The organism is Allobosea sp. NPDC003192, assembly GCF_050275675.1.
GTDB lineage: Bacteria > Pseudomonadota > Alphaproteobacteria > Rhizobiales > Beijerinckiaceae > Allobosea.
On record NZ_JBNNPK010000007.1, the window covers coordinates 1 to 23,244 of the forward strand.

Sequence of the window (23,244 nt, forward strand, 5' to 3'; positions counted from 1 at the left end):
GATTACGGTCTACACGAACCCCGGTGAGGTCGTATACACCTGGACCGGAACCCCCCCGGGCTGCAGACGCTGTTGGCGCGCGGCGTGCGGGTTTTAAAAACGGGCGCGGCCGGAGGCCCGGCAGCGCCCTTCACATCTGCGCAGGATATCGTCAGCCCGCGTAGGGCTTGAAGAGCTGCTTCTGCGTGCCGAGGCCCTCGATGCCGAGGGCGACGGTCTCGCCGCCCTTGAGGAAGCGCGGCGGCTTGAAGCCAAGGCCGACACCCGGCGGGGTGCCGGTGGTGATGACGTCGCCCGGATCGAGCTGCATGAACTGGCTGATATAGTGGACGAGATAGGCGGCGCCGAAGATCATCGTCTTGGTCGAGCCGTTCTGGACGCGCTCGCCGTCGACCTCGAGCCACATCGCTAGGTTCTGCACGTCGGCGATCTCGTCCGGCGTCACCAGCCAGGGGCCGAGCGGGCCGAAGGTCGGGCAGCCCTTGCCCTTGGCCCATTGGCCGCCGCGCTCGGTCTGGAATTCGCGCTCGGAGACGTCGTTGCAGACGCAGAAGCCGGCGATCGCCGCCATCGCGTCCTTCTCCGCGATATAGGAGCCGCCGTCGCCGATCACGATGGCGAGCTCGACTTCCCAGTCGGTCTTCTTCGAGTTCTTCGGAATGATCACGTCGTCATTGGGGCCGACGATGCAGTTCGGCGCCTTGTTGAACAGGATCGGCTCGGCCGGGATCGGCGCGCCGGTCTCGGCGGCGTGGTCGGCGAAGTTGAGGCCGACGGCGATGAAGTTGCGGACATCGCCGACGCAGGCGCCGATACGCGGCGAGCCATCGACCAGCGGCAGCGATTCGGGGGACAGCGCCTTCAGCTTGGCGAGGGAGGCCGACTTCAGCGTCGCGCCGGCGAAGTCGGAGACATGCGCCGAGAGGTCGCGCAGCTTGCCAGCGGCGTCGATCAGACCGGGCTTCTCCTGGCCGAATGCGCCGTAACGAACCAATTTCACGTCGTTTCCCCCTTTTTCAATCGTTTCAATAGGGTTGAAAGGCAAGACCGAAGGTCGTGGTGATTCTGTGCGGACTGCCCGTCTGATGCAAGCCCGCACCGACGCATGCCACGCCTGCGGGCATGCGAGAGCCGGATTCGACCGGGCTTCCGCAGCTCCGATGGTGAATCAGTCCCCGATTTTCGATGTCGAGACCGTTTGTCGGCCGGTTCGCGCTGCAAGCCGACAGAAAGGGCTCCCGGGATTGTGGCGCTTATGCAACGCTCTTCGCTAAAGCGCGCCGTCGTTTCGAACCCGTGGATAGGGTTATGTTGCGGCGCACAATGGCAAAATCCACGATAGTTCGTATCTAAACCATCTTTTCTGACGCCGGCTTTGATGCGGGATGCGCGAAATGCGTCATTTTTGCACTTTTTTTGCCATGCCGATGCGGAAACCCGGCCGAGCATGGCGATTTGAAGGCGATCAAGGCGGGATTGCGGCACAAACCGGCAGGCGGCATTGTGATGACAGATTCCGCGGCATGCTTCGCCGCAACCGCCACAACAAGAACCTCAGCCTGGGGAAGACGCCGCGATGAAGAGCCTTCTGAAACTCACCGCCGCCGCCACCGTCTCGCTTTCGGCGCTGCTGGCAGCCGGCGCGGCTTCGGCGAGCTCCTTCGCGATCCGCTCTGGCCAGAGCGCCGAAGGTCTCGGCATGGCCTATGCCGGCGCGGCCTCGGGCGGCATCGGCATGGGCGCGATGGCCTGGAACCCGGCGACGATCACCATGTTCCCGGGCCGCAACAGCCAGTGGAACTTCACCTATATCTACGCCAACGCCAGCTATGATCCGACCTCGACGACGCGTTTGGCTCCGCCCTTCGCGCCATTGGGCACGCCGAGTCCGCTGCAGAACGGCACGGGCAACATCGGTGGCAACGGCGCCTTCGTTCCGGCCTCCTACTCCGCCTGGCAGCTGACCGACCGCTTCTGGATCGGCCTGACCACGGGCGCTCCCTATGGCCTGCGTTCGAAGCCCGACAACCAGATCAATGCGGGGCAGGTCTACAGCCGCTCGGCCAAGGTCCAGACGATCAACGTCTCGCCGACCATCGGCTACCAGGTCAATGACTGGATCTCGGTCGGTGCGGCCTTGCAGGTCCAGTACTTCAACGCCTCCCTCAAGACCGCCGCGACGCCGGCGCCGACCTCGGCACCGGTCATCATCGAGGGCGATACGATCGACTTCGGCTACCGGTTCGGTGTGAACCTGACTCCGTTCAAGGGCACGACGATCGGCCTCGCTTACCGCTCTCCCGTACGCCAGACCCTGACGGGCAGCTTGCGTACGCCGCTGGGCGGCCAGCCGGTCAAGGCGAGCCTGAACCTGCCCGACTCCGTGGTCTTCGGCCTGTCGCAGGAAATCAACGACCAGTGGCAGATTCATGCCGGCGTCGAATGGACCAATTGGAGCCGCTTCCGCAACATCCCGATCGTCAGCACGATCACTGGCCGGCCGGCGACCAGCCTGAACTTCCAGTATGACGACGCCTGGTATTTCTCCGCCGGTGCCGAATACAAGTATAATCGCGACCTGACTCTGCGCGCCGGTATTGGTTATGAGCTCTCCGCGGTCAACGATCGCAACCGGACGCTGTTCATCTCCGACAACGACCGTCTCTGGCTCTCGGCCGGTGGTAGCTATCAGGTCACCGACAAGCTCAAGCTCGACGTCGGCTACACCTATATCCACGTGAAGGAAGCCTCGGTGCGGTACACGGGCACGCATCCGCAGCAGTCCGCGGTGCTCTACACCGCCGATGCCAAGCCCTATATCCACATCGTTTCGGCCGCGCTCACTTATCGCTGGGACAACCCCGTCGAGACGATCCCGGTTCGCCCGGTCGTCCGCAAGAACTGAGCGGAGCTTCCGCGACATTGAAAAGCCGGCCTTCGGGCCGGCTTTTTTGTTGTCATGAATGGATCGGGGACCAGGCGTGGCGCAAAACTCACGCCGCCAAGGTGAGCGGCCAAGAGCGCGGGCCTGCGATCGGAGCCGCCGCCTAAGCCTTGATCTTCACATAACTGCCCGGCGCATCCTCCAGCGCGGGCAGGGGGCCTTCGCCGGGGATGCGCGGCTTGACGCGCTTTGGCGCCTGCTTCTCCACCCAGGCAAGCCAGTGCGGCCACCAGGAGCCCGGATGCTCCTCGGTCTGCTTGATCCAGTCCTCGAAGGCGCCCGCGGGTTTCGGGCCGGTCCAGTACTGGTACTTCACCTTGGTTGGCGGGTTGACCACGCCGGCGATATGGCCGGAGCCGGCCATGACATAGTCGACCGGGCCGCCGAAGGTCTGCGACCCCACGAATACCGACTTGGCCGGGGCGATATGATCCTCGCGCGTCGCCAGATTGTAGATCGGGATCGTCACCTTCTTCAGGTCGAGCAGCTTGCCGCCGAGGCGCATCTCGCCCTTGCTCAGCTTGTTCTCGAGATAGCAGTTGCGCAGGTAGAAGGAGTGGTTCGCCGCCGGCATCCGGGTCGAATCCGAATTCCAGTAGAGCAGGTCGAACGGGGTCGGCGCCTTGCCCTTCAGGTAGTTGTTGACCGCGTAGGACCAGATCAGGTCGTTCGGCCTGAGCATGTTGAAGGCGCCCGACATCCGGGCGCCGTCGAGATAGCCGCGCTCGGCCATCTGCTCCTCGACGGCGCGGATCTGCTCCTCGTCGACGAAGACCGAGAGCTCGCCGGCATGGGCGAAGTCAACCTGTGTGGTGAAGAAGGTCGCGCTGGCGATGCGCTTGTCCTTCGTTGCGGCCATGTAGGCGAGGGTGACGCCGAGCAGCGTGCCGCCGACGCAATAGCCGATCGAAGACACCTGCTTCTCGCCGGTCACCTGCTCGATCGCTTCAAGGGCGGCGAAGATGCCTTCGCGCATGTAGCTCTCGAAATCCTTGAGCGCATGCCGGTGGTCGGGATTGACCCAGGAGATGCAGAAGACGCTCAAGCCCTGCGAGACGCACCAGCGGATGAAGCTCTTCTCGGCGTTGAGGTCGAGGATATAGAACTTGTTGATCCATGGCGGCACGATCAGCAGCGGGCGCTTCAGCACGGTTTCTGTCGCCGGCGCGTATTGGATCAACTCGATGATGTCGTTGCGGTAGATGACCTTGCCCGGCGTCGTCGCGATGTTGACGCCGATCTGGAAGGCGCCGGCATCGGATTGCCGGATCTTGAGCTCGCCGCCGCCAGCCTCGATGTCCTCGGCCAGCATCTTCATGCCGCGCACGAGGTTCTCGCCGTTCTGCGCCATGGTTTCGCGCAGCAGCTCGGGATTGGTCGCGACGAAATTCGACGGGGCCAGCGCCCCCGCGATCTGCTTGACGTAGAAGCGCGCCTTGTCGCGCGTATGCGCATCGAGATCGTCGGCCTGCTCGACCATGCCTTCGGCCCAGCGCGTCGTCAGCAGATAGGCCTGCTTGACGAAGTCGAAGACCGGATGGCTGTTCCATTCGGGATCGGCGAAGCGGGCATCCCGTTTCTCGGGCGCTATCACAGGCTCGACCTGCTCGCCGCCGAGGCGCTTCAGCGTCGAACTCCACAGATTGAGGAAATCGCTGGTGATCGCGCCTTGGGCCTCGATGATCTTCTGGGGATCGCTGACCCAGCGTTCCGCGACGCGGCCGAGCACCTTGACCATCTCGCTCGCTTCGTCGGCCTGGCCGGTCTTCGCCTCGCCCCGCTCGATCGGCTTCATATAGGCGGCCGTCACCTTGCCGGCCTGCTCGACCAGCTTGCCCATGTTCTGCGCCATCGCTTCGAAATCGGGCATCACCGGCAGCTCCGCCGACGGCGCTTCTGCCGGTTTCCGGTGGGCTTTGCCCTTCTCGTCAGCAGGCGGACACATGATGGCGCTCCCCTTGGTAGCCTTACGCAGGAGTTGCACTCCCCATTTTGGACCCATTAAGGACCTAACCGGTATGAGTGACAAAGAAATTTTGCGGAAGCAGGGCGATGGCTGACAGGCGGACTCAAATCTCGCTCAAGGCGGCCGGGCTGGTCCTGCTCGCCGGGGCTGCGCTCGGTGGCTGCCAGGCTGCTCGTGGCGTGGCCGAAATGACCGATTTCGCCACGACACCGGGCGAACCCAAGCCCTTCGTGGTCGAGACCAGGCCGCAGGATCCGAAATACATCCCCATCGGCACGACCGTCTCGCGACAGGCCAAGCGCAAGACCGTGGACGAGTTCAAGAAGCTCGAGGCGGAGCTCGACGCCAAGCGAATCTCCAACGAGGCGGCAGGCACGCAGGCGCAAAGCCTGGGCAAGGTCCTGCCGCCGCCGGCGCCGCCTCCCGCCCCACCGCCGCTACCAAAGGAATGAGTGGGCGGCGCGCGTGAGTTCGCTTGCCTGACGCTGGTCAGGCGGCTCCAATCGCGGTCCTCGCGCCGGAGCTGCCGCAATGATCCTGATCGGCCAGTATGATTCGCCCTTCGTGCGCCGCGTCGGCATCGCGCTGACGCTGTACGAACTGCCCTTCGAGCACCGGCCCTGGTCGGTCTTCGGGAATGGCGAGAAGATCGGGCCGCTCAACCCGCTGGTCCGCGTGCCGACGCTCCAACTCGATGACGGGCTCGTGCTGGTCGAGAGCCATGCCATGCTCGATTATCTCGACGGCTTGATGCCGACCGAGAGAGCCCTGTTTCCTCGCGAGGAGCCGGCCCGTCATCGCGCGCTGCGCCTTGCCGGGCTGGCGATGGGGTTGGCCGAGAAGGCGGTGAGCCTGTTCTACGAGTTGAAGCTGCACGACCAGATCTCCGAGACCTGGGCCGGGCGCTGCCGCAGCCAGATCGCGGGCACCGTCGCGGCATTGGAACGGGAGCGGGCCGAACGGGGCGGCGACTGGTGGTTCAGCGAGCGGATCGGCCATGCCGACATCGCGCTCGCCTGCGCGCTGCGCTTCGCCAGTGATGCGCATCCCGACCTGGTCGCCCTCGGCGATTATCCGGCGCTGGAGGCGCACTCAGCCCGCTGCGAGGCGCTCGACGTGTTCCGGACCATCAGCCAGCCTTTCATTCCGCCGGCCTGAAACGTTGCTCCGAAGAGGCATGCTGTGCCTTTCGATGAATCTTGCGTTTTTTGCGCTGTCAGGGCGAAAGCTGCGGTGGTAAGGCAGCGTAACGCAAGAATGTGATTTGCCGCGCCATCGTGCGGCGATCCGCAAGGACCTGTTGTCGAGATGACCGATTTCCACCGCATCAAGCGCCTGCCGCCCTATGTTTTCGAACAGGTCAACAAGATCAAGGCAGCCGAGCGCGCCAAGGGCGTCGACATCATCGATCTCGGCATGGGCAATCCCGATCTGCCCGCGCCCAAGCACGTCATCGAGAAGCTGGTCGAGACTGCCGGCAAGCCGCGCACCGACCGCTATTCCGCCTCCAAGGGCATCGCCGGTCTGCGCCGCGCCCAGGCGCATTACTACCAGCGCCGCTTCGGGGTGACGCTCAACCCCGACACGCAGATCGTCGCGACGCTGGGCTCTAAGGAAGGCTTCGCCAATATGGCGCAGGCCATCACCGGCCCGGGCGACGTCGTGCTCGTGCCCAATCCGAGCTATCCGATCCACGCCTTCGGCTTCCTGATGGCGGGCGGTGTCATCCGCTCGGTTCCGGCCGAGCCGACACCGGCCTTCTTCCCGGCGGTGGAGCGGGCGATGGCGCATTCGGTGCCGAAGCCGATCGCGCTCGTCACCTGCTATCCCGCGAACCCGACCGCCTACACTGCCTCGCTCGATTTCTATCGCGACCTCGTCGCCTTCGCGAAGAGGCACGAGCTGATCCTGCTCTCCGATCTCGCCTATGCCGAGGTCTATTTCGACGAGAACGACCCGCCGCCCTCGATGCTGCAGGTGCCGGGCGCGATCGACGTCGCCGTCGAGTTCACCTCGATGTCGAAGACCTTCTCCATGGCCGGCTGGCGCATGGGCTTCGCCGTCGGCAACGAGAAGCTGCTGGCGGCGCTGGCGCGGGTGAAGTCCTATCTTGACTACGGTGCCTATACGCCGATCCAGGTCGCGGCGGCGGCGGCGCTGAACGGCCCGGACGACTGCATCCGCGAGATGCGCGACGTCTATCGCAAGCGCCGCGACGCGCTGGTCGAGAGCTTCGGCAAGGCCGGCTGGGAGTTCCCGGCGCCGCAGGCCTCGATGTTCGCCTGGGTGCCGATCCCGGAGAAGTTCCGCCATCTCGGTTCGCTGGAGTTCTCCAAGCTGCTGATCGAGAAGGCCGAGGTCGCAGTCGCGCCCGGCATCGGTTTCGGCGAGCATGGCGACGACTATGTCCGCATCGCCATCGTCGAGAACGAGCAGCGCATCCGCCAGGCCGCCCGCAATATCGGCCGCTTCCTCAAGAGCGCTGACCAGACCCTGCACAACGTCATCCAGATGCCGAAGGCGGGGTAGGGCGAGGCGAGCCGTCATTCCGGGGCGTTGCGCAGCAGCGAGCCCGGAAACCATGAACACGAAGACCGCATCCAAAGGCACCGTCATTCCGGACAAGCGCCGAAGGCGTGCAGCTCCGGAATCCATCGTAGAGTACAGTGCCTCATGATGGATTCCGGCGTTCCGCTTCGCTGCAGCCGGAATGACGGAGCCCTGCTCGGAACGATCGTGTTCATGGGTTCCGGGCTCAGCCCTTTGGGCTGCCCCGGAAAGACGGCCGTCAGTGTTGCGCGCCGGCACTGGACCGAACCGCCGAAACATGGGAACCCAAGAGGCGGGGCGGATAGCAAGGACTGAGCGCGCATCATGGTCTCGAAGGGCCGGTTGATCGGGATCGTGTTCGGCCTGTTCGCGCTGGTCTGCCTGTTCGCGACCTATGATTTCTCGCGCGGCCGCAATACCGACACCGACTCGGCCCTGATCGCCGACGTCCTGACCGCATCGCGGGCCAAGGAGTGCGGCCGCGACGCGACCGAGATCGCCGCCAGATATTTCCCGACTGGAATGGGACGCGCCGAAGCCGAGCAATTGCTGGCGCAGGCCGTGATCCGGGCGCCGAAGCCCTGGTTCTGGAAGCCGGTCGACGAGAATTCGACCCAGGCGGACGGCGACAGCATCGAGGCGCTGCGCACCATCAAGATCACTGCCTTCGGCAACCAGCTGTTGCGGCTCTATCTCGGCTTCGAGGGTGGTAAGGTCAACAAGCTCGCCGCCGAGGTCGTCTGCCGCTTCGAGTAGTCACTTCTCGATGACGCAGAAGCGGTTCCCGTCTGGATCTTCCAGAACGATGTAGTCGGCGCCTTCCGGGTAGCGCCACTCGGCACGTTCCGCACGCCCCAGACGATCGAGCCGATCTTCAGCATCGGATACCTCCGCATTGCGTACTCAATCCAGCGTTTGCGGACAGGTTCCCTCCACCCCTTCGCCGTTGACTCCCCGCGCGCCTCATGCGACCCCGCCGATCATGACCATGCACGCTGCTCCCTCCGAGATCAGGCCCCTGCGCGTCGGCATCGCCGGCCTGGGAACAGTCGGCGCGGCGGTCGCCGGCATTCTCAAGCGCCAGGAGAACGCGCTCGCCGCCCGCTGCGGCCGGCCGGTGCGGGTGACGGCGGTCTCCGCGCGTGATCGCAACCGCGATCGCGGCATCGACATCTCCGGCTTCGCCTGGTTCGACGATCCGGTCGCGCTCGCCGCCTCGCCCGAGATCGATTGCCTGATCGAGCTGATCGGCGGCTCGGACGGCCCGGCCAAGAAGGCGGTCGAGACCGCGCTGTCCGCCGGCAAGCATGTCGTCACCGCCAACAAGGCGCTGCTCGCGGCCCATGGCGTCGCGCTCGCCGAGCTCGCCGAGAGCAAGGGGGCGGCGCTCGCCTTCGAGGCGTCCTCGGCCGGTGGCATCCCGGTGGTGAAGACGCTGCGCGAGGCGCTCTCGGGCAACAATGTCAGCCGGCTCTACGGCATCCTCAACGGCACCTGCAATTACATCCTCTCGCGCATGGAGCTGGAGGGCCTGACCTTCGAGGCCTGCCTGAAGGACGCGCAGCGCCTCGGCTATGCCGAAGCCGACCCGACCTTCGACGTCGAGGGCTTCGACACCGCCCACAAGCTCGCCATCCTGACCAGCCTCGCCTTCGGTACGAAGATCGACGCGGAAGCGATTCATGTCGAAGGCATTTCCTCGATCACGCCGCTCGACTTGAAGATGGCCGACGAGCTCGGCTACCGGATCAAGCTGCTCGGCGTCGCCGAGCGCACCAAGACCGGCATCGAGCAGCGCGTACACCCGACCATGGTGCCGAAGTCGTCCGCGATCGCGCAGGTCATGGGCGTCACCAACGCGGTCACCATCGACGCCGATGCGGTCCGCGAGATCACTCTGGTCGGCCCCGGTGCCGGCGGCGGCCCGACCGCTTCGGCGGTGATCGCCGACATCGCCGACGTCGCCCGCGGCACGGCCGGCCAGCCTTTCGGCATGCCGGTCGCCCGGCTGGAGCAGCCGACGCGCGCGCCGATGCAGCGCCATGAGGGCGGCTACTACATCCGCCTCGCTGTTGCCGACCGTCCCGGCGCCGCGGCCGCGATCGCGACCCGGATGGCCGAGGCCGATATCTCGCTCGAGAGCATCGTCCAGCGTCGCTCCGAGATTGCTGCCCAGCAGGACCCCGGCGGGCGCTCCGGCGCGCCGGTTCCCGTCGTGCTGATCACCTATGCCACCAGCGAGCAGGCCATCCGCGGCGCGCTGGAGAAGGTCAGCGCCGACGGCCATATCGCCGAAGCGCCGCAAGTCATCCGCATCGAGCGGGAATGAGCATGGTCGGCGCGGTCGCATACGGCTTCGCCATATCCTCGCCAATCCGTTCGCTATTTACCTCTGCCATCCGCTAATCGCGCTCAGGGAGTCCCCATGTCCGTCGATCTCCGCATCTCGCCCGACCAGATCATCGAGCGCTATCTCTCGATGGAACTGGTGCGTGTCACCGAGCGTGCCGCCGTCGCCGCCGCCCGTCTGCGCGGCCATGGCGACGAGAAGGCGGCCGACCAGGCCGCGGTCGATGCGATGCGGCGCGAGCTCAACCGCTTGCCGATCGACGGTGAGATCGTCATCGGCGAGGGCGAGCGCGACGAGGCGCCGATGCTCTTCATCGGCGAGAAGGTCGGCAACAAGCAGGGCCCCAAGGTCCACATCGCCGTCGACCCGCTCGAGGGCACGACGCTCTGCGCCAAAGACATGCCGGGTTCGATCGCGGTGATGGCGATGGCCGGCGCCGGCCAGCTGCTCTACGCCCCCGACGTCTACATGAACAAGATCGCGATCGGCCCCGGCTATCCGCAAGGGATCGTCGATCTCGACGCTTCGGCTGCCGACAACATCAACGCGCTCGCTCGGGCCAAGGGCGTCAAGCCGCATGAGATCAACACGCTGATCATGGATCGGCCGCGCCACGAGAAGCTGATCGCGGAAGTCCGCAAGACCGGTGCTTCGATCCGCCTGATCACCGATGGCGACGTCGCCGGCGTGATCTTCTGCACCGAGCCGGAGAAGACCGGCATCGACCTCTATCTCGGCATCGGCGGCGCGCCCGAGGGCGTGCTCGCCGCGGCGGCGCTGCGCTGCGTCGGCGGCCAGATGCAGGGCCGCTTGATCCTCGACACCGAGGAAAAGCGCAAGCGCGCCGCGACCATGGGCGTCAAGGACCCGAACAAGAAGTACGACATGGCCGAGATGGCCTCGGGCGACGTCATCGTCTGCGCCACCGGCGTCACCGATGGCGGCATGCTCTCGGGCGTGCGCTTCGGGCCCGAGGTGATCGAGACCGAGACGATCGTCTATCGCTCGATCACTGGCACCGTCCGCCGCATCTATGGCGAGCACCGCGAACTCTCGAAGTTCAAGCTCGACTGACAACATCGCCTGCTGCGACAGCAAGGCCCGTTCCGCGGAGATGCGGGGCGGGCTTTGTCGTTTGAGCTGACTTGCTCAGCCTTGCAGCATGTCGCCGGCGAGCGTGTGCTCGACGCAGGCGTTGATATGCGTCGTCAGAATCTCGGTGGCGCGTGCGATGTCGCGGCGCATCGCGCAGTCGAGCAGGGTCTGATGCTCCTGCGCCGCGATTTCGCCGCGGAAGATCACGGCGACCATCTGGTAGCGCAGATAGCGGTCATAGACCGAGGCATGCGTCTCCATCAGCACCTGCGAGCCGCAGGCCGAGATCAGCGCATGATGGAACTCCCAGTCATAGCGCTTCCACAGTTCGGGATCGGCCCGGTCATTGTCGAGCATGCGCTTTTCCATCAGCGCCAGCTTGTGATGGGCGGCGACGACGCGGCCTTCCCATTCCATGTCACCGGCCGCGAAGGATTGGGCGAGGGCGTGCCCTTCCAGCAGGAGACGTAGTGCCGCGATCTCGCTGAGATTCCTGGCCGAGACCGCCGCAACCATGAAGCCCTTCTGGCCCTCGGCCTCGACCAGCCCCTCCGACGAGAGCCTGTTCAGGATCTCGCGCAACGTGCTGATGCTGGTGCCATAGGTCTCGCGCAGATCGTCGAGCTTGAGGCGCTGCGCCGGCGCCAGCCGGCCGAAGACGATGTCCGCCCGGATGCGCCGATAGGCGAGCTCTCCGATCGAGGCGGTCGGCGGCGCGTAATTCAACATAGGTGGGTCCGTCCGGAACTGCGGCTGACGACACGAGCTTAGCGGCGGAGCAGGGGAGGCACAATTGCTCTGGTGAAATCGAAATCATCAGAGGAAAATAAAAATACCAGTTGATTGCTGAATTGCCGTTGGGCATGGTCTGCCACGAAGCGGGGCCAACCCGCAGGGAGGAACGGCATGAAACAGGGAATCGACAGGCGCGCTCTGCTCGCGGCCGGTGGCGCACTCGCACTGACGGGCGGAGGGGCCTTCGCGCAGGCCAAACCCAATCTGCGCTTCTCGGCGGTGTTCTCGGAGCAGGACATCCGCGCCGAGATGATGAAGCGCTTCGGCGAGGCCATCAAAGACGACTTCACGCTGCAACCCTATTACGGCGGCAACCTGTTCAAGCAGGGCACCGAGCTGGTCGCCATGCAGCGCAACAACCTCGAAATGGGGAACATCGCGCCGCAGGACGTCTCGAACCAGATCCCGGCCTGGTCGATCGTCACCTCGGCCTATCTCTTCCGCGACGCCGCCCATCTCAAGAAGGTCTTCGCCAGCCCGGTCGGCGCCGAGCTCAAGAAGATGGCCGAGGACAAGCTCAACATCAAAATCCTCGGGCCGACCTATTTCGGCGCCCGCCAGGTCGGCTTGAAGCCGAAGAAGAAGGTCAACACTCCGGCCGATCTCGCCGGCGTCAAGCTGCGTATGCCGGGCGGCGACGCCTGGCAGTTCCTCGGCCAGTCGCTCGGCGCCAATCCGACGCCGATGGCCTATGCCGAGGTCTATACCGGCCTGCAGAGCGGCGCGATCGACGGGCAGGACAACCCGCTGCCCAACGTCCAGAACATGAAGTTCTACGAGGTCTCCTCGCAGATCGTGCTGACCTCGCATCTCGTCGGCTTCGACCTGCTCTGCGTCACCAAGCGCGTCTGGGACGGGATGGATGTCAAGAAGCAGGCGGCCTTCCAGGCCGCGGCCGACGCTGCGATCGACTGGAGCACCAAGGAGCACCTCGCCAAGGAGGCCGAGCTGGTCGATTTCTTCAAGAAGCAGGGGCTCGAGGTCTATACGCCCGATCTCAAGGCCTTCCGCGACTTCGCGCAGAAGAAATACCTGGAATCCGAGCTGGCCAAGGGCTGGGTGCCCGGCATGCTCGACAAGATCAACGCGCTCTAGCGTATCGTTACGCGGGAGTGACCGAGGTCTAGCGCTGGTCCTTCGGGGCTGGCGTGGCCCGCCGCGGGAGGGGCCGGCGGGCCGAATTTCATCGGAGGGGCGATGCCGAACTCGCTGAAAGCACTCGGCGCCTTCATGGCGCGCCGGGCCGAGAACCTGCTCGCGCTGATGCTCGGCGCGATGTTCCTCGTCTTCCTGGTGCAGATCGTCTTCCGCTATCTGCTCAATTTCCCGATCGGCTGGACGCACGAGATCAGCGTCATCCTCTGGCTCTGGCTCGTGCTGTTCGGCGCCGGCTTCGTCCTGCGCGAGAGCGAGGAGATCCGCTTCGACATCATCTATGGCGCGGTCGGGCCCGGCCCGCGCCGTGTCATGGCACTGATCACCGCGACGGCGCTCGTCGTGCTCTATGTGATCTCGCTGCCGGCGATGGTCGACTACGTCGCCTTCATGAAGGTCGAGCGTACCGCCTATCTGAAGATCCCGTTCAACTGGGTCTACGCGATCTATATCGCCTTCGCGGTCGGCGCGATCATCCGCTACCTCTGGCTCGGCTTCAGCGCCTTGCGCGGCAAGGCGCCTGAGGCTTTCGATCCGACCAAGGCGGGCTCGGGCGTATGAGCACGCCGTTCTCCCTCGCCATCCTCGCCATCGTCACGCTGTCGCTGCTCGGCCTGCCGATCGGCCATGCGATGATCGCCGGCTCGATCCTCTATCTGCTCGTCGCCGGACAGGATCTCTCGATCGCCGCCGAGCAATTGCTCAACGGCATGTACACCAACTACGTCATCCTCGCCGTGCCGCTCTTCATCCTGGCGGCGGAACTGATGAACATCGGCTCGATGACGGAACGGCTGCTGCGCTTCTGCGATGCGCTGGTCGGCCGCTTCAGGGGCGGGCTCGCCCATGTCAATATCGTCCAGAGCGTGATCTTCGCCGGCATGTCCGGCTCCGCCATTGCCGACGCGGCCGGCACCGGGCGGATGATGCAGGCGATGATGACCAAGGACGGCAAGTACCCGCCGGCCTTCGCCGCGGCGCTGACGGCGGCATCCTCGGTGATCGGGCCGATCATCCCGCCCTCGATCCCGATGGTGCTCTACGCGCTGGTCTCGGACGCTTCGATCGGCTTCCTTTTCCTCGGCGGTGTCATCCCCGGCCTGCTGATGGCGCTGGCGCAGATGGCGATCGTCGCCTCGGCGGCGAAGCGCCGCAATTTCCCGGTCGAGCCGCCGATCCCCTTGCGCCGATTGCCCGGCATCACCTGGCGCGCTTTCCCGGCGCTGATGATGCCGGTCGTGCTGCTCGGCGGCATCTATGGCGGGGCGACCACGCCGACCGAGGCAGCGGCGGTTGCAGCCGCCTATGCGCTCGCCGTCTCGGTGCTGCTCTATCGCAGCGTCAGCTTCCGCGCCTTCTACAGTTCGCTCGCCTACAGCGCCCGTACCACCGCCTCGATCGGCATGCTGATCGCCGGTGCTCTCGTCTTCAACTACGTCGTCACCATCGAGAACATTCCCGACAGCCTGCGCCTGCTGCTGGCCGGCTGGAACCTGTCGCCGCTCGGCTTCCTGATCCTCGTCAACCTGCTGCTGCTGGTGCTCGGCTGCCTGCTCGAGGGCACCGCGATCCTGCTCATCGTCGTGCCGGTGCTGATCCCGACCGCCAAGGCGCTGGGCATCGACATGGTGCATTTCGGCGTCGTCGTCGTGGTCAACATCATGCTGGGGCTGATCACGCCGCCCTACGGGCTCCTGCTCTTCATCATGACCAATATCGCCGAGGTGCCACTGCGCCAGATCGTGCGCGAATGCATGCCCTTTCTCGGCGCCATGCTGGTGGCGCTGGCGCTGATCACCTTCTTCCCAAGCCTCGTGCTCTGGCTGCCGCGCCTGATGGGCTACCAGGGCTGACAGGAGAGGACCGACCCTTGAGCAAGCCGATCTATGTCCTGAACGGTCCCAATCTGAACCGGCTCGGCACGCGCGAGCCGCAGATCTACGGTTCGACCACGCTCGCAGAGGTCGAGACGATGTGCGTTGAGGCTGCCGGCGGGCGCGAGATCGTCTTCCGCCAGAGCAATCGCGAATACGAATTGATCGACTGGATCCACGAGGCGATCGACCAGGGCGCGGCGATCATCATCAATCCCGCCGCCTATTCGTTCACTTCGATCGCGATCCTCGATGCGCTCAAGATGTTCCCGGGGCCGATCGTCGAGCTCCACATCTCGAACATCCACCGGCGCGAGGCGCATTACCACAAATCCTATGTCTCGCTGGCCGCAACGGCGGTCATCGCCGGACTTGGGCCCCAGGGCTATGCCGTGGCGGTCAAAGCGGCGATCGACCTGGCGGGCCGCGCTGGCTGACACCAATCAGCGCGCCTTCATTACCGCCCGCGTGAAGCCGGGCTCGACGAAGGGGACGCTGCCGTCGGGCAGGCCGAGGATGCGGTCGACCGCGATGCCGTAGAAGCCAAGGCGTCGGTCGAGCTCCTCGATCGCGGCGTCCTCCTCGGCCGTGCCTGATGCGGCGATGGTGCGTGCCATGATGTCATGCGTGCTTGCGCCGATATGCAGGATGATGTCCGCGGCCGCTTCGGGCTCCGGCACGGCGAACACGCCTTCCGTCGTGCCCTCGACGATGACGCGGGTCAGCACCGGCCGCATCACCGCGATCGAGGCCGCGTTGATGCGGTGGTAGAGCAGGAGGTTCTCGGGCCGGAAGATGACGTCAAAGGCAGCGCGCAGCTTCGGTGCGTCCTCAAGCTTCATCTGGCGCGAGCGGGCCAGGAATGCGTTCAGCCGTTCCAACGCACCGAGCGTGGGGTCATCGAGGATGTCGCGGACGCGCGCGACCGCATCCTGCGCCAGCCGGGCGGTGATCCCTTCCAGCAAATCCTCCTTGGCCGTGAAGTGGTGGTAGAAGCCGCCCTTCGAGATACCGACCCTGGCGATGACGTCGTTGACCGTGGTGCGCTCATAGCCGCGTTCGAAGAACAGCGCCTGCGCGCCGTCGAGGATCTCGTTCCTGCGATCATCGGCGGACTTCACGATACGAGGCATGCTACGTGCTTTCTCTTGACGACCGACCGTCGGTCTGTAAAATGACCGACGGTCGGTCTTTCGCGATTGTGCGCGCAAGACGCAGCTGGCGCAACGCTTTCTGGCCCGTGATCATCCTGGGTCGAAGCGGCCGGCGTGATGGCTCCTGTGGAGGATGCCGTGAAGTTCGTTCGCAGTTTTCTCGCCGCTGCGGTGCTCGTCGCTGCCGGAGGTGGGTATTGGTTCCTGACCAAGCCGGCGGCGGTGGTCACCATCGCGCCCAGGCGCGGCGATGCGGCCGAGATCGTCTACGCCACCGGCACGGTCGAGCCGCGTAACTGGGCCAAGGTCACCGCGCTGGTGCGCGAGCGTATCGTCGAGCGCTGCGACTGCGAAGGGCAGAGGGTAGAGCAGGGGCAGATCCTCGCTCGTCTCGACAGCGCCCAGGCCGAGGCGACCCTGGCCGAGCTGAAGGCCCGCCAGAAGCTCGCCGCTGCCGAACATGACCGGCTCGCTGTGCTGGTCGAGCGCAATGTGGGGAGCCAGCAGGCGCTCGACCGCGCCCGCAGCGAGATGGGCCAGGCCTCGGCCTTGATCGCCGGTCAGACCGCTCGCCTCGAGAATTACGTCCTGCGCGCCCCGATGCGCGGCACGGTGCTGCGTCGCGACGGCGAGGTCGGCGAGATCGCCGAGCCCGGCACGGTGCTGTTCTGGATCGGAGAGGCCAGGCCGCTGCGCGTCGTCGCCGAGGTCAACGAGGAGGATATCCCGCAGGTCAAGGCCGGGCAGCGCGCCTTGATCCGCGCTGACGCCTTCCCGGGCAAGACGCTTGAGGGAACCGTCGACAGCATCACGCCCAAGGGCGATCCCGTCGCCAAGACCTACCGCGTCTATCTCGCTCTGCCGGATGACACACCGCTGTTGATCGGCATGACCGTCGAGCTCAACATCATCGTGCGCGTGGCAAAGGAGGTGTTGCTGCTGCCGGTCGCCGCCGTGCAGGGCAATGCCGTCTTCGTCCTCGACGGTGATCGCGCCCGCCGCCACGAGCTGTCGATCGGCATTCGCGGCACCGGCGATGTCGAGGTGCTCTCGGGATTGCCTGAGCAGGCGCGCGTCATCACGCCATTTCCGGACAAGCTCCCCGATGGCGCTCGCGTCACCGCCCGAGGGGGCTGAGCCATGCGTCTGATCCTCGCATTGGCCCTGACGCATATCCGCGGTCGCGGCCGGCAGACGCTGGTCGCGATCATCGGCGTCGCGCTCGGCGTCGGCTTCTCGATCGCGATGGCGTCGTTGATGCAGGGCGGCGAGGACGATTTCGTCGCGCGCCTCGTCGACACCATGCCGCATGTCGACATCACCGACGAGTATCGCAGCGCCCGCCGTCAGCCGGCGCAGGACGCCTTCGCCGCCGTTCACATCGCCGGCCTGCGGCCGAAGGACGACCGGCGCGGCATCCTCAACCCGACCGAGGCGGTGGCGATGCTCAGGGCCTGGGTGCCGGGGCGGCTGGCGCTCAGCCTGAAGACACAAGGCGTGGTGCGCTATTCCGGGCGCGATGTCGGCATCGCCATCATCGGCATCGAGCCGCAGGCCGAGATGCAGGTCTCCTCGCTCGCCAAGGATTTCCGCCAGGGCAGCTTCACCTCGCTGATCGCCGGCGGCAACAACATCGTCGTCGGCGACAAGCTGGCGCAGCGTCTCGGCGCCGATCTCGGCACCACCGTCACCGTTGTCTCCTCCACCGGCCAAAGCCGCGCCTTCAAGATCGTCGGCCTGTTCCACACCGGCACCACCGCCCGCGACGAGGGCGAGGGCTATGTCCTGCTCAAGAACGCCCAGATCCTCAGCGAACGCCCGAATGCGATCAACGAGATCAGGCTGAAGCTCGACGATCCCAACGCCGCGCCGCAGGTGGCGCGCCGGGCTGAGGCGCAGCTCGGCTACAAGGCGATGGCCTGGCAGGAGGCGAACGAGTCGCTGCTGGAGGCACTCGTGATCCGCAATGTCATCATGTACACGGTCGTCGGCGCGATCCTGCTGGTGGCCGGCTTCGGCATCTTCAACATCATCTCGACCATCACCCATGAGAAGGCGCGCGACATCGCCATCCTGAAGTCGCTCGGCTTCACAGAGACCGATATGCGCCGCCTCTTCCTGCTGGAGGGACTGGCGCTCGGCGCCGCTGGCTCGCTGCTCGGCTGGGCGTTCGGCTTCCTCCTCTGCTTCATGCTTTCGCTGGTCCGCTTCGAATTGTCGGGCGCGAACGTAGCGCAGGAAATCACGCGCCTGCCGCTGGCCTGGAGCATCTGGCACTATCTGATCGCCGCCGGCTTCGCCCTCGTCTCGGCCGGCGTCGCCGGCTACCTGCCGGCGCGGCAGGCGGCGCGGCTCAACCCGGTCGACATCATCCGGGGCGCGACATGAGCGCGCTGATCGAAACCAGGGCGCTGACCCGCGTCCTGCCTGCCGCTGTGCCGGTGACGCTGGTCGAGGACATCAGCTTGGCGATCGGCGCCGGCGAGTTCGTCGCGATCACCGGCCCCTCCGGCTCGGGCAAATCCTCGCTGCTCTATCTGCTAGGATTGCTCGACAAGCCGAGCGCCGGCGCGCTCATGATCGAGGGCAGGGATACAGCCGGGCTCAGCGAACGGGAGCGCGCCGGCATCCGGCTGGCGACGCTCGGCTTCGTCTTCCAGTTCCATTTCCTGCTGCCGGAATTCACGGTGCGGGAGAATGTCGAGATCCCGATGCGCCGGCTCGGCCGGCTCAGTGCGGCCGCCATGCGCGAGCGTTCGACCGAGCTGCTCAGCGCGCTCGGCCTCGCCGACCATCTCGATAAGCGGCCGGACCAGCTCTCGGGCGGCCAGCGCCAGCGCGTCGCCGTTGCCCGTTCGCTCGCCAACGATCCGCCGCTCATCCTCGCCGACGAGCCGACGGGCAGCCTCGACAGCAAGAATTCCGAGCAGGTCTTTGCCATTCTCGACGCGCTGGTGCGCGAGCGCGGCAAGACGGTGATCGCCGTGACCCACGACACCGAGATGGCGGCCAAGGCGAGCCGTCGCATCCATCTGGTCGATGGCCGGCTGGCCGACCCTTGAGGCGGTCTCAGTCTTCCGCGTCCGGCTCGGCTTCGGCCTTCCGCCTGAACCCTGTCGCCAGCACGTAGAGCTCGGAGGAATCGGCTCGGCTCGCCGCCGGCTTGATATTGCGTACCAGGGTGAAGTCGCGCTTGAGCTCTGCCAGCAGCCCGGCCGAGTCGCCGCCCTGGAACAGCTTGGCGAGGAAGAAGCCACCGGGCGCCAGCACGTCGTTGGCGAATTCGATCGCCGCTTCGGCGAGGCCAATGATCCTGAGGTGGTCGGTCTTCTTGTGGCCGGTGGTGTTGGCGGCCATGTCGGACATCACGCCGTCGGCCTTGCCGCCAAGCTTCTCCATCAGCAGGGCAGGGGCTTCCTCCGCCATGAAGTCGAGCTGGATCAGCTCGACATGCGGGATCGGGTCGACCGGCAGGAGGTCGATGCCGATGATCTTGCCCTTGCCCTTGTCGAGCCCGACCTTGGCGCCGGCGACCTGGCACCAGCCGCCCGGCGCGCAGCCGAGATCGACCAGCTTCTGGCCGGGCTTCAGGAACTTGTAGCGCTCGTCCATCTCGGCGAGCTTGAAGGCCGCGCGCGAGCGATAGCCCATCTCGCGCGCCCGCTTCACATAGGGGTCGTTGAGCTGGCGCTCGAGCCAGAGTTGCGAGGAATGGCTGCGCTTGGCGGGCTTCTTGACCTTGATGCGCAGGTCGCGCGCGCCGCCGCCTGATTTCGTCGTCGTCATTGTCTTCGGCGCCACCAGGCGCGGTCCTCATGCATCATCCTGAGCAGGATGCCCTCGCGCAGGCCGCGATCGGCGATGCGCACCTTCGGGCTCGGGAAGGCGCGCCGGATCGCTTCGAAGATGGCGCAACCGGCGAGCACCAGATCGGCCCGCTCGCGGCCGATGCAGGCATTGGCCTGACGCTGGGCATAGTCCATCGCGACGAGCTCGTCGATGACGCTGCAGATGTCGCGGTCCTGCATCCACAGACCGTCGACCTGTCGCCGGTCATAGCGCGGCAGCCGCAAATGGATGCCGGCCACGGTGGTGACCGTGCCGGAGGTGCCGAGCAGGTGGAAATTGGGGGCGTTCCGCGCCGCCGCGGCCTTCGTCGCGAACGGCGCCAGCGCCTCGCTGCAATCGGCGACCATCCGCTCGAATTTTTCGCGCCCGACCTCGACGCCGCCATAGCGCTCCGCCACTGAGACGACGCCGATCGGCAGCGAGGCCCATTCGCGGATGCGCGAGGCCGGATCGCGCCCGGCTTCGCGCCCGCCGAGCCAGACGATCTCGGTCGAGCCACCGCCGATGTCGAAGACGATCACCGCGCCCGCTTCGGGCGCCGCCAGCGCGGCGCAGCCGGTGACGGCGAGCGAGGCTTCCGTGCGCTGGTCGACGATTTCGAGGTCCAGCCGCGCCTCCTCGCCGACACGGCGCACGAACTCGACGCCGTTGGTCGCCGCGCGGCAGGCTTCAGTGGTGATCAGGCGGGCGCGGGTGACGCCGCGATGGTCCATCTTGCTCTTGCAGACCTTGAGCGCCTCGACGGCGCGGTCCATCGCGTCGTCGCAGAGCCGGCCGCTGGCGGTGAGGCCCTCGCCGAGCCGCACGATCCGCGAGAAGGCGTCGACGACCCGGAAGCCATGCTGTGCCGGCCGCGCGATCAAGAGGCGGCAGTTGTTGGTGCCGAGGTCGAGCGCGGCATAGGTGGTCGGATGAGGGCGCTGGAATGGGGCCGGAGCAAATCGAACCGCGTCCGGCGGCGCGGGCCGCTCGCCCGGTAGTGGGACCGCCGCCACGAGGGGGCGGTCGGAATCCTGGCGGTCTTCGACCGTCACTTGCTAACCCTTCGCCGGTCAGGACCGTGATGGTGGCCTGCCGGAGTCCAGCATGACGCTGGAACGTTTCCATTCGATGGGCAGCGTAACAACAGCACGCGCCCCCTGCCAAGCAGAACCTGTGGCGAAATCGCGGCGAGGTTCGGCCGAGCTTGCCTAGACTCGGCCTTCGCGGCAAAGCTCGGCGCCGGCCGGTCTTTTTGAACCCGGCGGCGACCAATCGGGAGAAACGGCATGGCGGCGCGGCGCATGATTCTGGCGATCGACCAGGGCACGACGTCCTCCCGCGCCATCCTGTTCGACGAGAATCTGCAGCCGGTCGCCAGCGCCCAGCAGGAGTTCCCGCAGCATTACCCGGCCTCGGGCTGGGTCGAGCACGAGGCGGAGGATCTCTGGGACAGCACGCTCTCGGTCTGCCGGCAGGCGCTGGCACGGGCCGAGGCGCGGGCAGGGGAGGTCGCCGCGATCGGCATCACCAACCAGCGCGAGACGACCCTGGTTTGGGACAGGAAGACCGGCCAGGCGATCCACCGCGCCATCGTCTGGCAGGACCGGCGCACCGCTGAGCGCTGCGCTGCGCTGGAAGCCGAGGGCCATGGCAAGCTCGTCGCCGCGCGCACCGGCTTGCGCATCGATCCTTATTTTTCCGGTACCAAGATCGCCTGGATCCTCGACCATGTCCCCGGCGCCCGTGAGCGGGCGAGGCGCGGCGAACTCGCCTTCGGCACCGTCGATTGCTTCCTGCTCTGGCGGCTGACCGGCGGTCGCGTCCACGCCACCGACGCGACCAACGCCTCGCGCACCATGCTGTTCGACATCCACAAGGGGCAGTGGGACGAGGAGCTTTTGGCGCTGCTCGACATTCCCTCGGCGATGCTGCCCGAGGTGCGCGATTGCGCCGCCCATTTCGGCGACAGCGAGCCCGGCCTGTTTGGCGGCGCCATCGCGATTCGCGGCATTGCCGGCGACCAGCAGGCGGCGACCGTCGGCCAGGCCTGCTTCGAGCCGGGCATGCTGAAATCGACCTATGGCACCGGCTGCTTCGCCTTGCTCAATACGGGGACCAAGGCCGTCACCTCGCAGAATCGCCTGCTCTCGACCGTGGCCTACCAGCTCAAGGGCGTACGCCATTACGCGCTGGAAGGCTCGATCTTCATCGCCGGCGCCGCCGTGCAATGGCTGCGTGACGGGCTCGGCGTCATCGAGAAGGCCTCGGACAGCGGCCCTCTCGCCGCCCAAGCCGATTCCGGCCAGCAGGTCTATCTGGTGCCGGCCTTCACCGGCCTCGGTGCGCCGCATTGGGACGCCAATGCCCGCGGCGCGATGTTCGGCCTGACACGCAATACCGGCCCGCGCGAATTCGCCCGCGCCGCGCTCGATTCGGTCTGCTTCCAGACGCTCGATCTGCTGGAGGCGATGCGCTCCGACTGGCCGGAGGCCGACGGCGCCGAGACGGTGCTGCGCGTCGATGGCGGCATGGTCGCCTCCGACTGGACGATGCAGCGCCTCGCCGACATCCTCGCCGCGCCGGTCGACCGGCCGCAGGTGCTGGAGACGACGGCGCTGGGCGCTGCCTATCTCGCCGGCCTCGACGCCGGCCTTCTGCCCGAGCCGGCCCAATTCGCCGATCGCTGGCGGCTGGAGCGGCGATTCTCGCCGGGCCTGGCCGAGGAGACGCGCCGCAACCACGTCGCCGGGTGGCGTGACGCGGTCAGGCGCACATTGAGCGGAAGCTGACGGGCACGCATGCAAATGTCGCGACGCGCTGGGCTCCGGCGACCGGTTGAGCTGCTGTACAGCGTGCTGTGACCAGCTTGCATGTCGAAATCGTCATAGAAGGCTTGCAACCCGGCGCGAGGTTGTTTAGATCGCCCCCATCCGACGCGTCGCAGACAACGCGCCCGTTGGGGGATCGTCTAACGGTAGGACCCCAGACTCTGACTCTGGTTGTCTAGGTTCGAATCCTAGTCCCCCAGCCACTTCTCGGTGGCGCTGTAAAGCGCAATGAAATCAAGCGCTTGCGGATACCGAAAATTGCTCTGGTAGCCCAGTGGTAGCCCAATCTGGTAGCCTCTGGCGGTAGCTGCAAGTTCAAGTTGGGCGGCCACGATATCCGGAAGGGCGCATTTGCTGACCGGCCGTGGATCATCGCTCCCGAAGTTCACAATTCTTTCCGCCACAAACGGTGGGAAGGAGTTCGGCTTTCTAACACCCCGTCCAAGTGTCACTCGATGGTAGCATTGTTGCTCTGCTTTCCATCGGCGTGGATGAAGCCACACAGTGTGGTGATCCCTCTCGCCAGCAGGACGCGGCAGCGATCGGCTTCAGCAACGCGGCTGCGAGTGATTGGTCATCCTGCCCACTAACCACACGCTCCACGTTTGAGGCTCCCCGGGCCGAAGCGGGGCTGTGTGAGGGTCAACATGCCGGCGGCAGTCGGTGAAGCATACCGGCTTCTGCCCCCTACGCCTGCCGTCA

At 66.0% G+C, this 23,244-nt stretch carries 21 protein-coding genes, 1 tRNA gene and 1 pseudogene; 16 read left to right on the top strand and 7 right to left on the bottom strand.

From position 1 onward, the window contains the following. Positions 1–151: 151 nt before the first annotated feature. The gene (locus ACQKLX_RS11355) at positions 152–1,000 is read right to left on the bottom strand and encodes a fumarylacetoacetate hydrolase family protein (RefSeq protein WP_427361689.1); all 849 of its coding nucleotides are present in this window, start codon (positions 998–1,000) and stop codon (positions 152–154) included. A 576-nt stretch (positions 1,001–1,576) separates the two neighbouring features. On the opposite strand from ACQKLX_RS11355, the gene ACQKLX_RS11360 reads away from it, so the two are divergent. Continuing rightward, positions 1,577–2,905, top strand: coding sequence for an OmpP1/FadL family transporter (locus ACQKLX_RS11360; protein WP_427361690.1), 1,329 nt, complete (start codon positions 1,577–1,579; stop codon positions 2,903–2,905). Positions 2,906–3,047: 142 nt separating this feature from the next. On the opposite strand, the gene ACQKLX_RS11365 is transcribed toward ACQKLX_RS11360, so the two are convergent. Beyond that, complete coding sequence (locus ACQKLX_RS11365; RefSeq protein ID WP_427361911.1) at positions 3,048–4,814, bottom strand: PHA/PHB synthase family protein; 1,767 nt, start codon at positions 4,812–4,814, stop codon at positions 3,048–3,050. A gap of 182 nt (positions 4,815–4,996) precedes the next feature. On the opposite strand from ACQKLX_RS11365, the gene ACQKLX_RS11370 reads away from it, so the two are divergent. From ACQKLX_RS11370 to ACQKLX_RS11385, 4 genes are all read left to right on the top strand, one after another. After that, on the top strand, positions 4,997–5,362 hold the full coding sequence (locus tag ACQKLX_RS11370; RefSeq protein ID WP_427361691.1) for a hypothetical protein: 366 nt from the start codon (positions 4,997–4,999) through the stop codon (positions 5,360–5,362). A 79-nt stretch (positions 5,363–5,441) separates the two neighbouring features. Then, the gene (locus tag ACQKLX_RS11375; protein WP_427361692.1) at positions 5,442–6,068 is read left to right on the top strand and encodes a glutathione S-transferase family protein; all 627 of its coding nucleotides are present in this window, start codon (positions 5,442–5,444) and stop codon (positions 6,066–6,068) included. Between the two features lie 150 nt (positions 6,069–6,218). Continuing rightward, positions 6,219–7,439, top strand: a complete 1,221-nt coding sequence (locus tag ACQKLX_RS11380; RefSeq protein WP_427361693.1) for an LL-diaminopimelate aminotransferase — start codon at positions 6,219–6,221, stop codon at positions 7,437–7,439. Positions 7,440–7,784: 345 nt separating this feature from the next. Beyond that, a complete protein-coding gene (locus ACQKLX_RS11385) occupies positions 7,785–8,216 on the top strand; it encodes a hypothetical protein (protein WP_427361694.1) in 432 nt (143 codons plus the stop codon). On the opposite strand, the pseudogene ACQKLX_RS11390 reads toward ACQKLX_RS11385, so the two are convergent. Then, positions 8,217–8,342, bottom strand: a pseudogene (locus ACQKLX_RS11390) (VOC family protein); the annotation flags it as partial. Between the two features lie 106 nt (positions 8,343–8,448). Between ACQKLX_RS11390 and ACQKLX_RS11395 the strand changes: the two are divergent. Further along, positions 8,449–9,789 carry a homoserine dehydrogenase gene (locus tag ACQKLX_RS11395; RefSeq protein ID WP_427361695.1) on the top strand — a complete coding sequence of 447 codons (1,341 nt, stop codon included), beginning with the start codon at positions 8,449–8,451 and terminating at the stop codon, positions 9,787–9,789. Between the two features lie 96 nt (positions 9,790–9,885). Further along, a complete protein-coding gene (glpX, locus tag ACQKLX_RS11400) occupies positions 9,886–10,884 on the top strand; it encodes a class II fructose-bisphosphatase (RefSeq protein WP_137880319.1) in 999 nt (332 codons plus the stop codon). Positions 10,885–10,959: 75 nt separating this feature from the next. On the opposite strand, the gene ACQKLX_RS11405 is transcribed toward glpX, so the two are convergent. Next, positions 10,960–11,634 carry a GntR family transcriptional regulator gene (locus ACQKLX_RS11405; protein WP_427361696.1) on the bottom strand — a complete coding sequence of 225 codons (675 nt, stop codon included), beginning with the start codon at positions 11,632–11,634 and terminating at the stop codon, positions 10,960–10,962. 177 nt (positions 11,635–11,811) lie between these two features. On the opposite strand from ACQKLX_RS11405, the gene dctP reads away from it, so the two are divergent. The 4 genes from dctP (at position 11,812) to ACQKLX_RS11425 (ending at position 15,166) form a co-directional block, all read left to right on the top strand. Continuing rightward, on the top strand, positions 11,812–12,795 hold the full coding sequence (gene dctP, locus ACQKLX_RS11410) for a TRAP transporter substrate-binding protein DctP (protein ID WP_427361697.1): 984 nt from the start codon (positions 11,812–11,814) through the stop codon (positions 12,793–12,795). A gap of 102 nt (positions 12,796–12,897) precedes the next feature. Then, the gene (locus ACQKLX_RS11415) at positions 12,898–13,416 is read left to right on the top strand and encodes a TRAP transporter small permease (protein WP_427361698.1); all 519 of its coding nucleotides are present in this window, start codon (positions 12,898–12,900) and stop codon (positions 13,414–13,416) included. Further along, positions 13,413–14,708 (top strand): TRAP transporter large permease, encoded by a 1,296-nt coding sequence (locus tag ACQKLX_RS11420; protein ID WP_427361699.1) that lies wholly within the window; start codon positions 13,413–13,415, stop codon positions 14,706–14,708. Before ACQKLX_RS11415 ends, ACQKLX_RS11420 begins: the two co-directional genes overlap by 4 nt. Before the next feature lie 17 nt (positions 14,709–14,725). Continuing rightward, positions 14,726–15,166, top strand: a complete 441-nt coding sequence (locus ACQKLX_RS11425) for a type II 3-dehydroquinate dehydratase (RefSeq protein ID WP_427361700.1) — start codon at positions 14,726–14,728, stop codon at positions 15,164–15,166. 6 nt (positions 15,167–15,172) lie between these two features. On the opposite strand, the gene ACQKLX_RS11430 is transcribed toward ACQKLX_RS11425, so the two are convergent. Further along, the gene (locus ACQKLX_RS11430; RefSeq protein ID WP_427361701.1) at positions 15,173–15,862 is read right to left on the bottom strand and encodes a TetR/AcrR family transcriptional regulator; all 690 of its coding nucleotides are present in this window, start codon (positions 15,860–15,862) and stop codon (positions 15,173–15,175) included. 138 nt (positions 15,863–16,000) lie between these two features. Between ACQKLX_RS11430 and ACQKLX_RS11435 the strand changes: the two genes are divergently transcribed. From ACQKLX_RS11435 to ACQKLX_RS11445, 3 genes are read left to right on the top strand one after another with little or no spacing between them, the layout of a single operon-like run. Then, positions 16,001–17,020, top strand: a complete 1,020-nt coding sequence (locus ACQKLX_RS11435) for an efflux RND transporter periplasmic adaptor subunit (RefSeq protein ID WP_427361912.1) — start codon at positions 16,001–16,003, stop codon at positions 17,018–17,020. A 3-nt stretch (positions 17,021–17,023) separates the two neighbouring features. Further along, the gene (locus ACQKLX_RS11440; RefSeq protein ID WP_427361702.1) at positions 17,024–18,271 is read left to right on the top strand and encodes an ABC transporter permease; all 1,248 of its coding nucleotides are present in this window, start codon (positions 17,024–17,026) and stop codon (positions 18,269–18,271) included. Further along, positions 18,268–18,945 carry an ABC transporter ATP-binding protein gene (locus tag ACQKLX_RS11445; RefSeq protein WP_427361703.1) on the top strand — a complete coding sequence of 226 codons (678 nt, stop codon included), beginning with the start codon at positions 18,268–18,270 and terminating at the stop codon, positions 18,943–18,945. Before ACQKLX_RS11440 ends, ACQKLX_RS11445 begins: the two co-directional genes overlap by 4 nt. 7 nt (positions 18,946–18,952) lie before the next feature. On the opposite strand, the gene ACQKLX_RS11450 is transcribed toward ACQKLX_RS11445, so the two are convergent. Together ACQKLX_RS11450 and ACQKLX_RS11455 are read right to left on the bottom strand one after the other, a co-directional pair. Continuing rightward, positions 18,953–19,669: an RlmE family RNA methyltransferase gene (locus ACQKLX_RS11450; RefSeq protein ID WP_427361913.1), complete on the bottom strand. Its 717-nt coding sequence runs from the start codon at positions 19,667–19,669 to the stop codon at positions 18,953–18,955. Continuing rightward, entirely contained in the window at positions 19,666–20,766 is a 1,101-nt protein-coding gene (locus tag ACQKLX_RS11455; protein WP_427361704.1) for a Ppx/GppA phosphatase family protein, read from the bottom strand. Before ACQKLX_RS11455 ends, ACQKLX_RS11450 begins: the two co-directional genes overlap by 4 nt. A gap of 234 nt (positions 20,767–21,000) precedes the next feature. On the opposite strand from ACQKLX_RS11455, the gene glpK reads away from it, so the two are divergent. Together glpK and ACQKLX_RS11465 are read left to right on the top strand one after the other, a co-directional pair. Beyond that, the gene (gene glpK, locus ACQKLX_RS11460; RefSeq protein WP_427361705.1) at positions 21,001–22,503 is read left to right on the top strand and encodes a glycerol kinase GlpK; all 1,503 of its coding nucleotides are present in this window, start codon (positions 21,001–21,003) and stop codon (positions 22,501–22,503) included. A gap of 168 nt (positions 22,504–22,671) precedes the next feature. Continuing rightward, a tRNA-Gln gene (locus ACQKLX_RS11465) sits at positions 22,672–22,745 on the top strand. Positions 22,746–23,244 lie beyond the last annotated feature (499 nt).

What these genes read in the sequence shown, in the direction of transcription:
- ACQKLX_RS11360 (WP_427361690.1), top strand. Translation starts at nt 1,577, where the DNA reads ATGAAGAGCCTTCTGAAACTCACCGCCGCCGCCACCGTCTCGCTTTCG.
- ACQKLX_RS11365 (WP_427361911.1), bottom strand. Translation starts at nt 4,814, where the DNA reads ATGCCCGATTTCGAAGCGATGGCGCAGAACATGGGCAAGCTGGTCGAG.
- ACQKLX_RS11370 (WP_427361691.1), top strand. Translation starts at nt 4,997, where the DNA reads ATGGCTGACAGGCGGACTCAAATCTCGCTCAAGGCGGCCGGGCTGGTC.
- ACQKLX_RS11375 (WP_427361692.1), top strand. Translation starts at nt 5,442, where the DNA reads ATGATCCTGATCGGCCAGTATGATTCGCCCTTCGTGCGCCGCGTCGGC.
- ACQKLX_RS11380 (WP_427361693.1), top strand. Translation starts at nt 6,219, where the DNA reads ATGACCGATTTCCACCGCATCAAGCGCCTGCCGCCCTATGTTTTCGAA.
- ACQKLX_RS11385 (WP_427361694.1), top strand. Translation starts at nt 7,785, where the DNA reads ATGGTCTCGAAGGGCCGGTTGATCGGGATCGTGTTCGGCCTGTTCGCG.
- ACQKLX_RS11395 (WP_427361695.1), top strand. Translation starts at nt 8,449, where the DNA reads ATGCACGCTGCTCCCTCCGAGATCAGGCCCCTGCGCGTCGGCATCGCC.
- glpX (WP_137880319.1), top strand. Translation starts at nt 9,886, where the DNA reads ATGTCCGTCGATCTCCGCATCTCGCCCGACCAGATCATCGAGCGCTAT.
- ACQKLX_RS11405 (WP_427361696.1), bottom strand. Translation starts at nt 11,634, where the DNA reads ATGTTGAATTACGCGCCGCCGACCGCCTCGATCGGAGAGCTCGCCTAT.
- dctP (WP_427361697.1), top strand. Translation starts at nt 11,812, where the DNA reads ATGAAACAGGGAATCGACAGGCGCGCTCTGCTCGCGGCCGGTGGCGCA.
- ACQKLX_RS11415 (WP_427361698.1), top strand. Translation starts at nt 12,898, where the DNA reads ATGCCGAACTCGCTGAAAGCACTCGGCGCCTTCATGGCGCGCCGGGCC.
- ACQKLX_RS11420 (WP_427361699.1), top strand. Translation starts at nt 13,413, where the DNA reads ATGAGCACGCCGTTCTCCCTCGCCATCCTCGCCATCGTCACGCTGTCG.
- ACQKLX_RS11430 (WP_427361701.1), bottom strand. Translation starts at nt 15,862, where the DNA reads ATGCCTCGTATCGTGAAGTCCGCCGATGATCGCAGGAACGAGATCCTC.
- ACQKLX_RS11435 (WP_427361912.1), top strand. Translation starts at nt 16,001, where the DNA reads ATGGCTCCTGTGGAGGATGCCGTGAAGTTCGTTCGCAGTTTTCTCGCC.
- ACQKLX_RS11440 (WP_427361702.1), top strand. Translation starts at nt 17,024, where the DNA reads ATGCGTCTGATCCTCGCATTGGCCCTGACGCATATCCGCGGTCGCGGC.
- ACQKLX_RS11445 (WP_427361703.1), top strand. Translation starts at nt 18,268, where the DNA reads ATGAGCGCGCTGATCGAAACCAGGGCGCTGACCCGCGTCCTGCCTGCC.
- ACQKLX_RS11450 (WP_427361913.1), bottom strand. Translation starts at nt 19,669, where the DNA reads ATGACGACGACGAAATCAGGCGGCGGCGCGCGCGACCTGCGCATCAAG.
- glpK (WP_427361705.1), top strand. Translation starts at nt 21,001, where the DNA reads ATGGCGGCGCGGCGCATGATTCTGGCGATCGACCAGGGCACGACGTCC.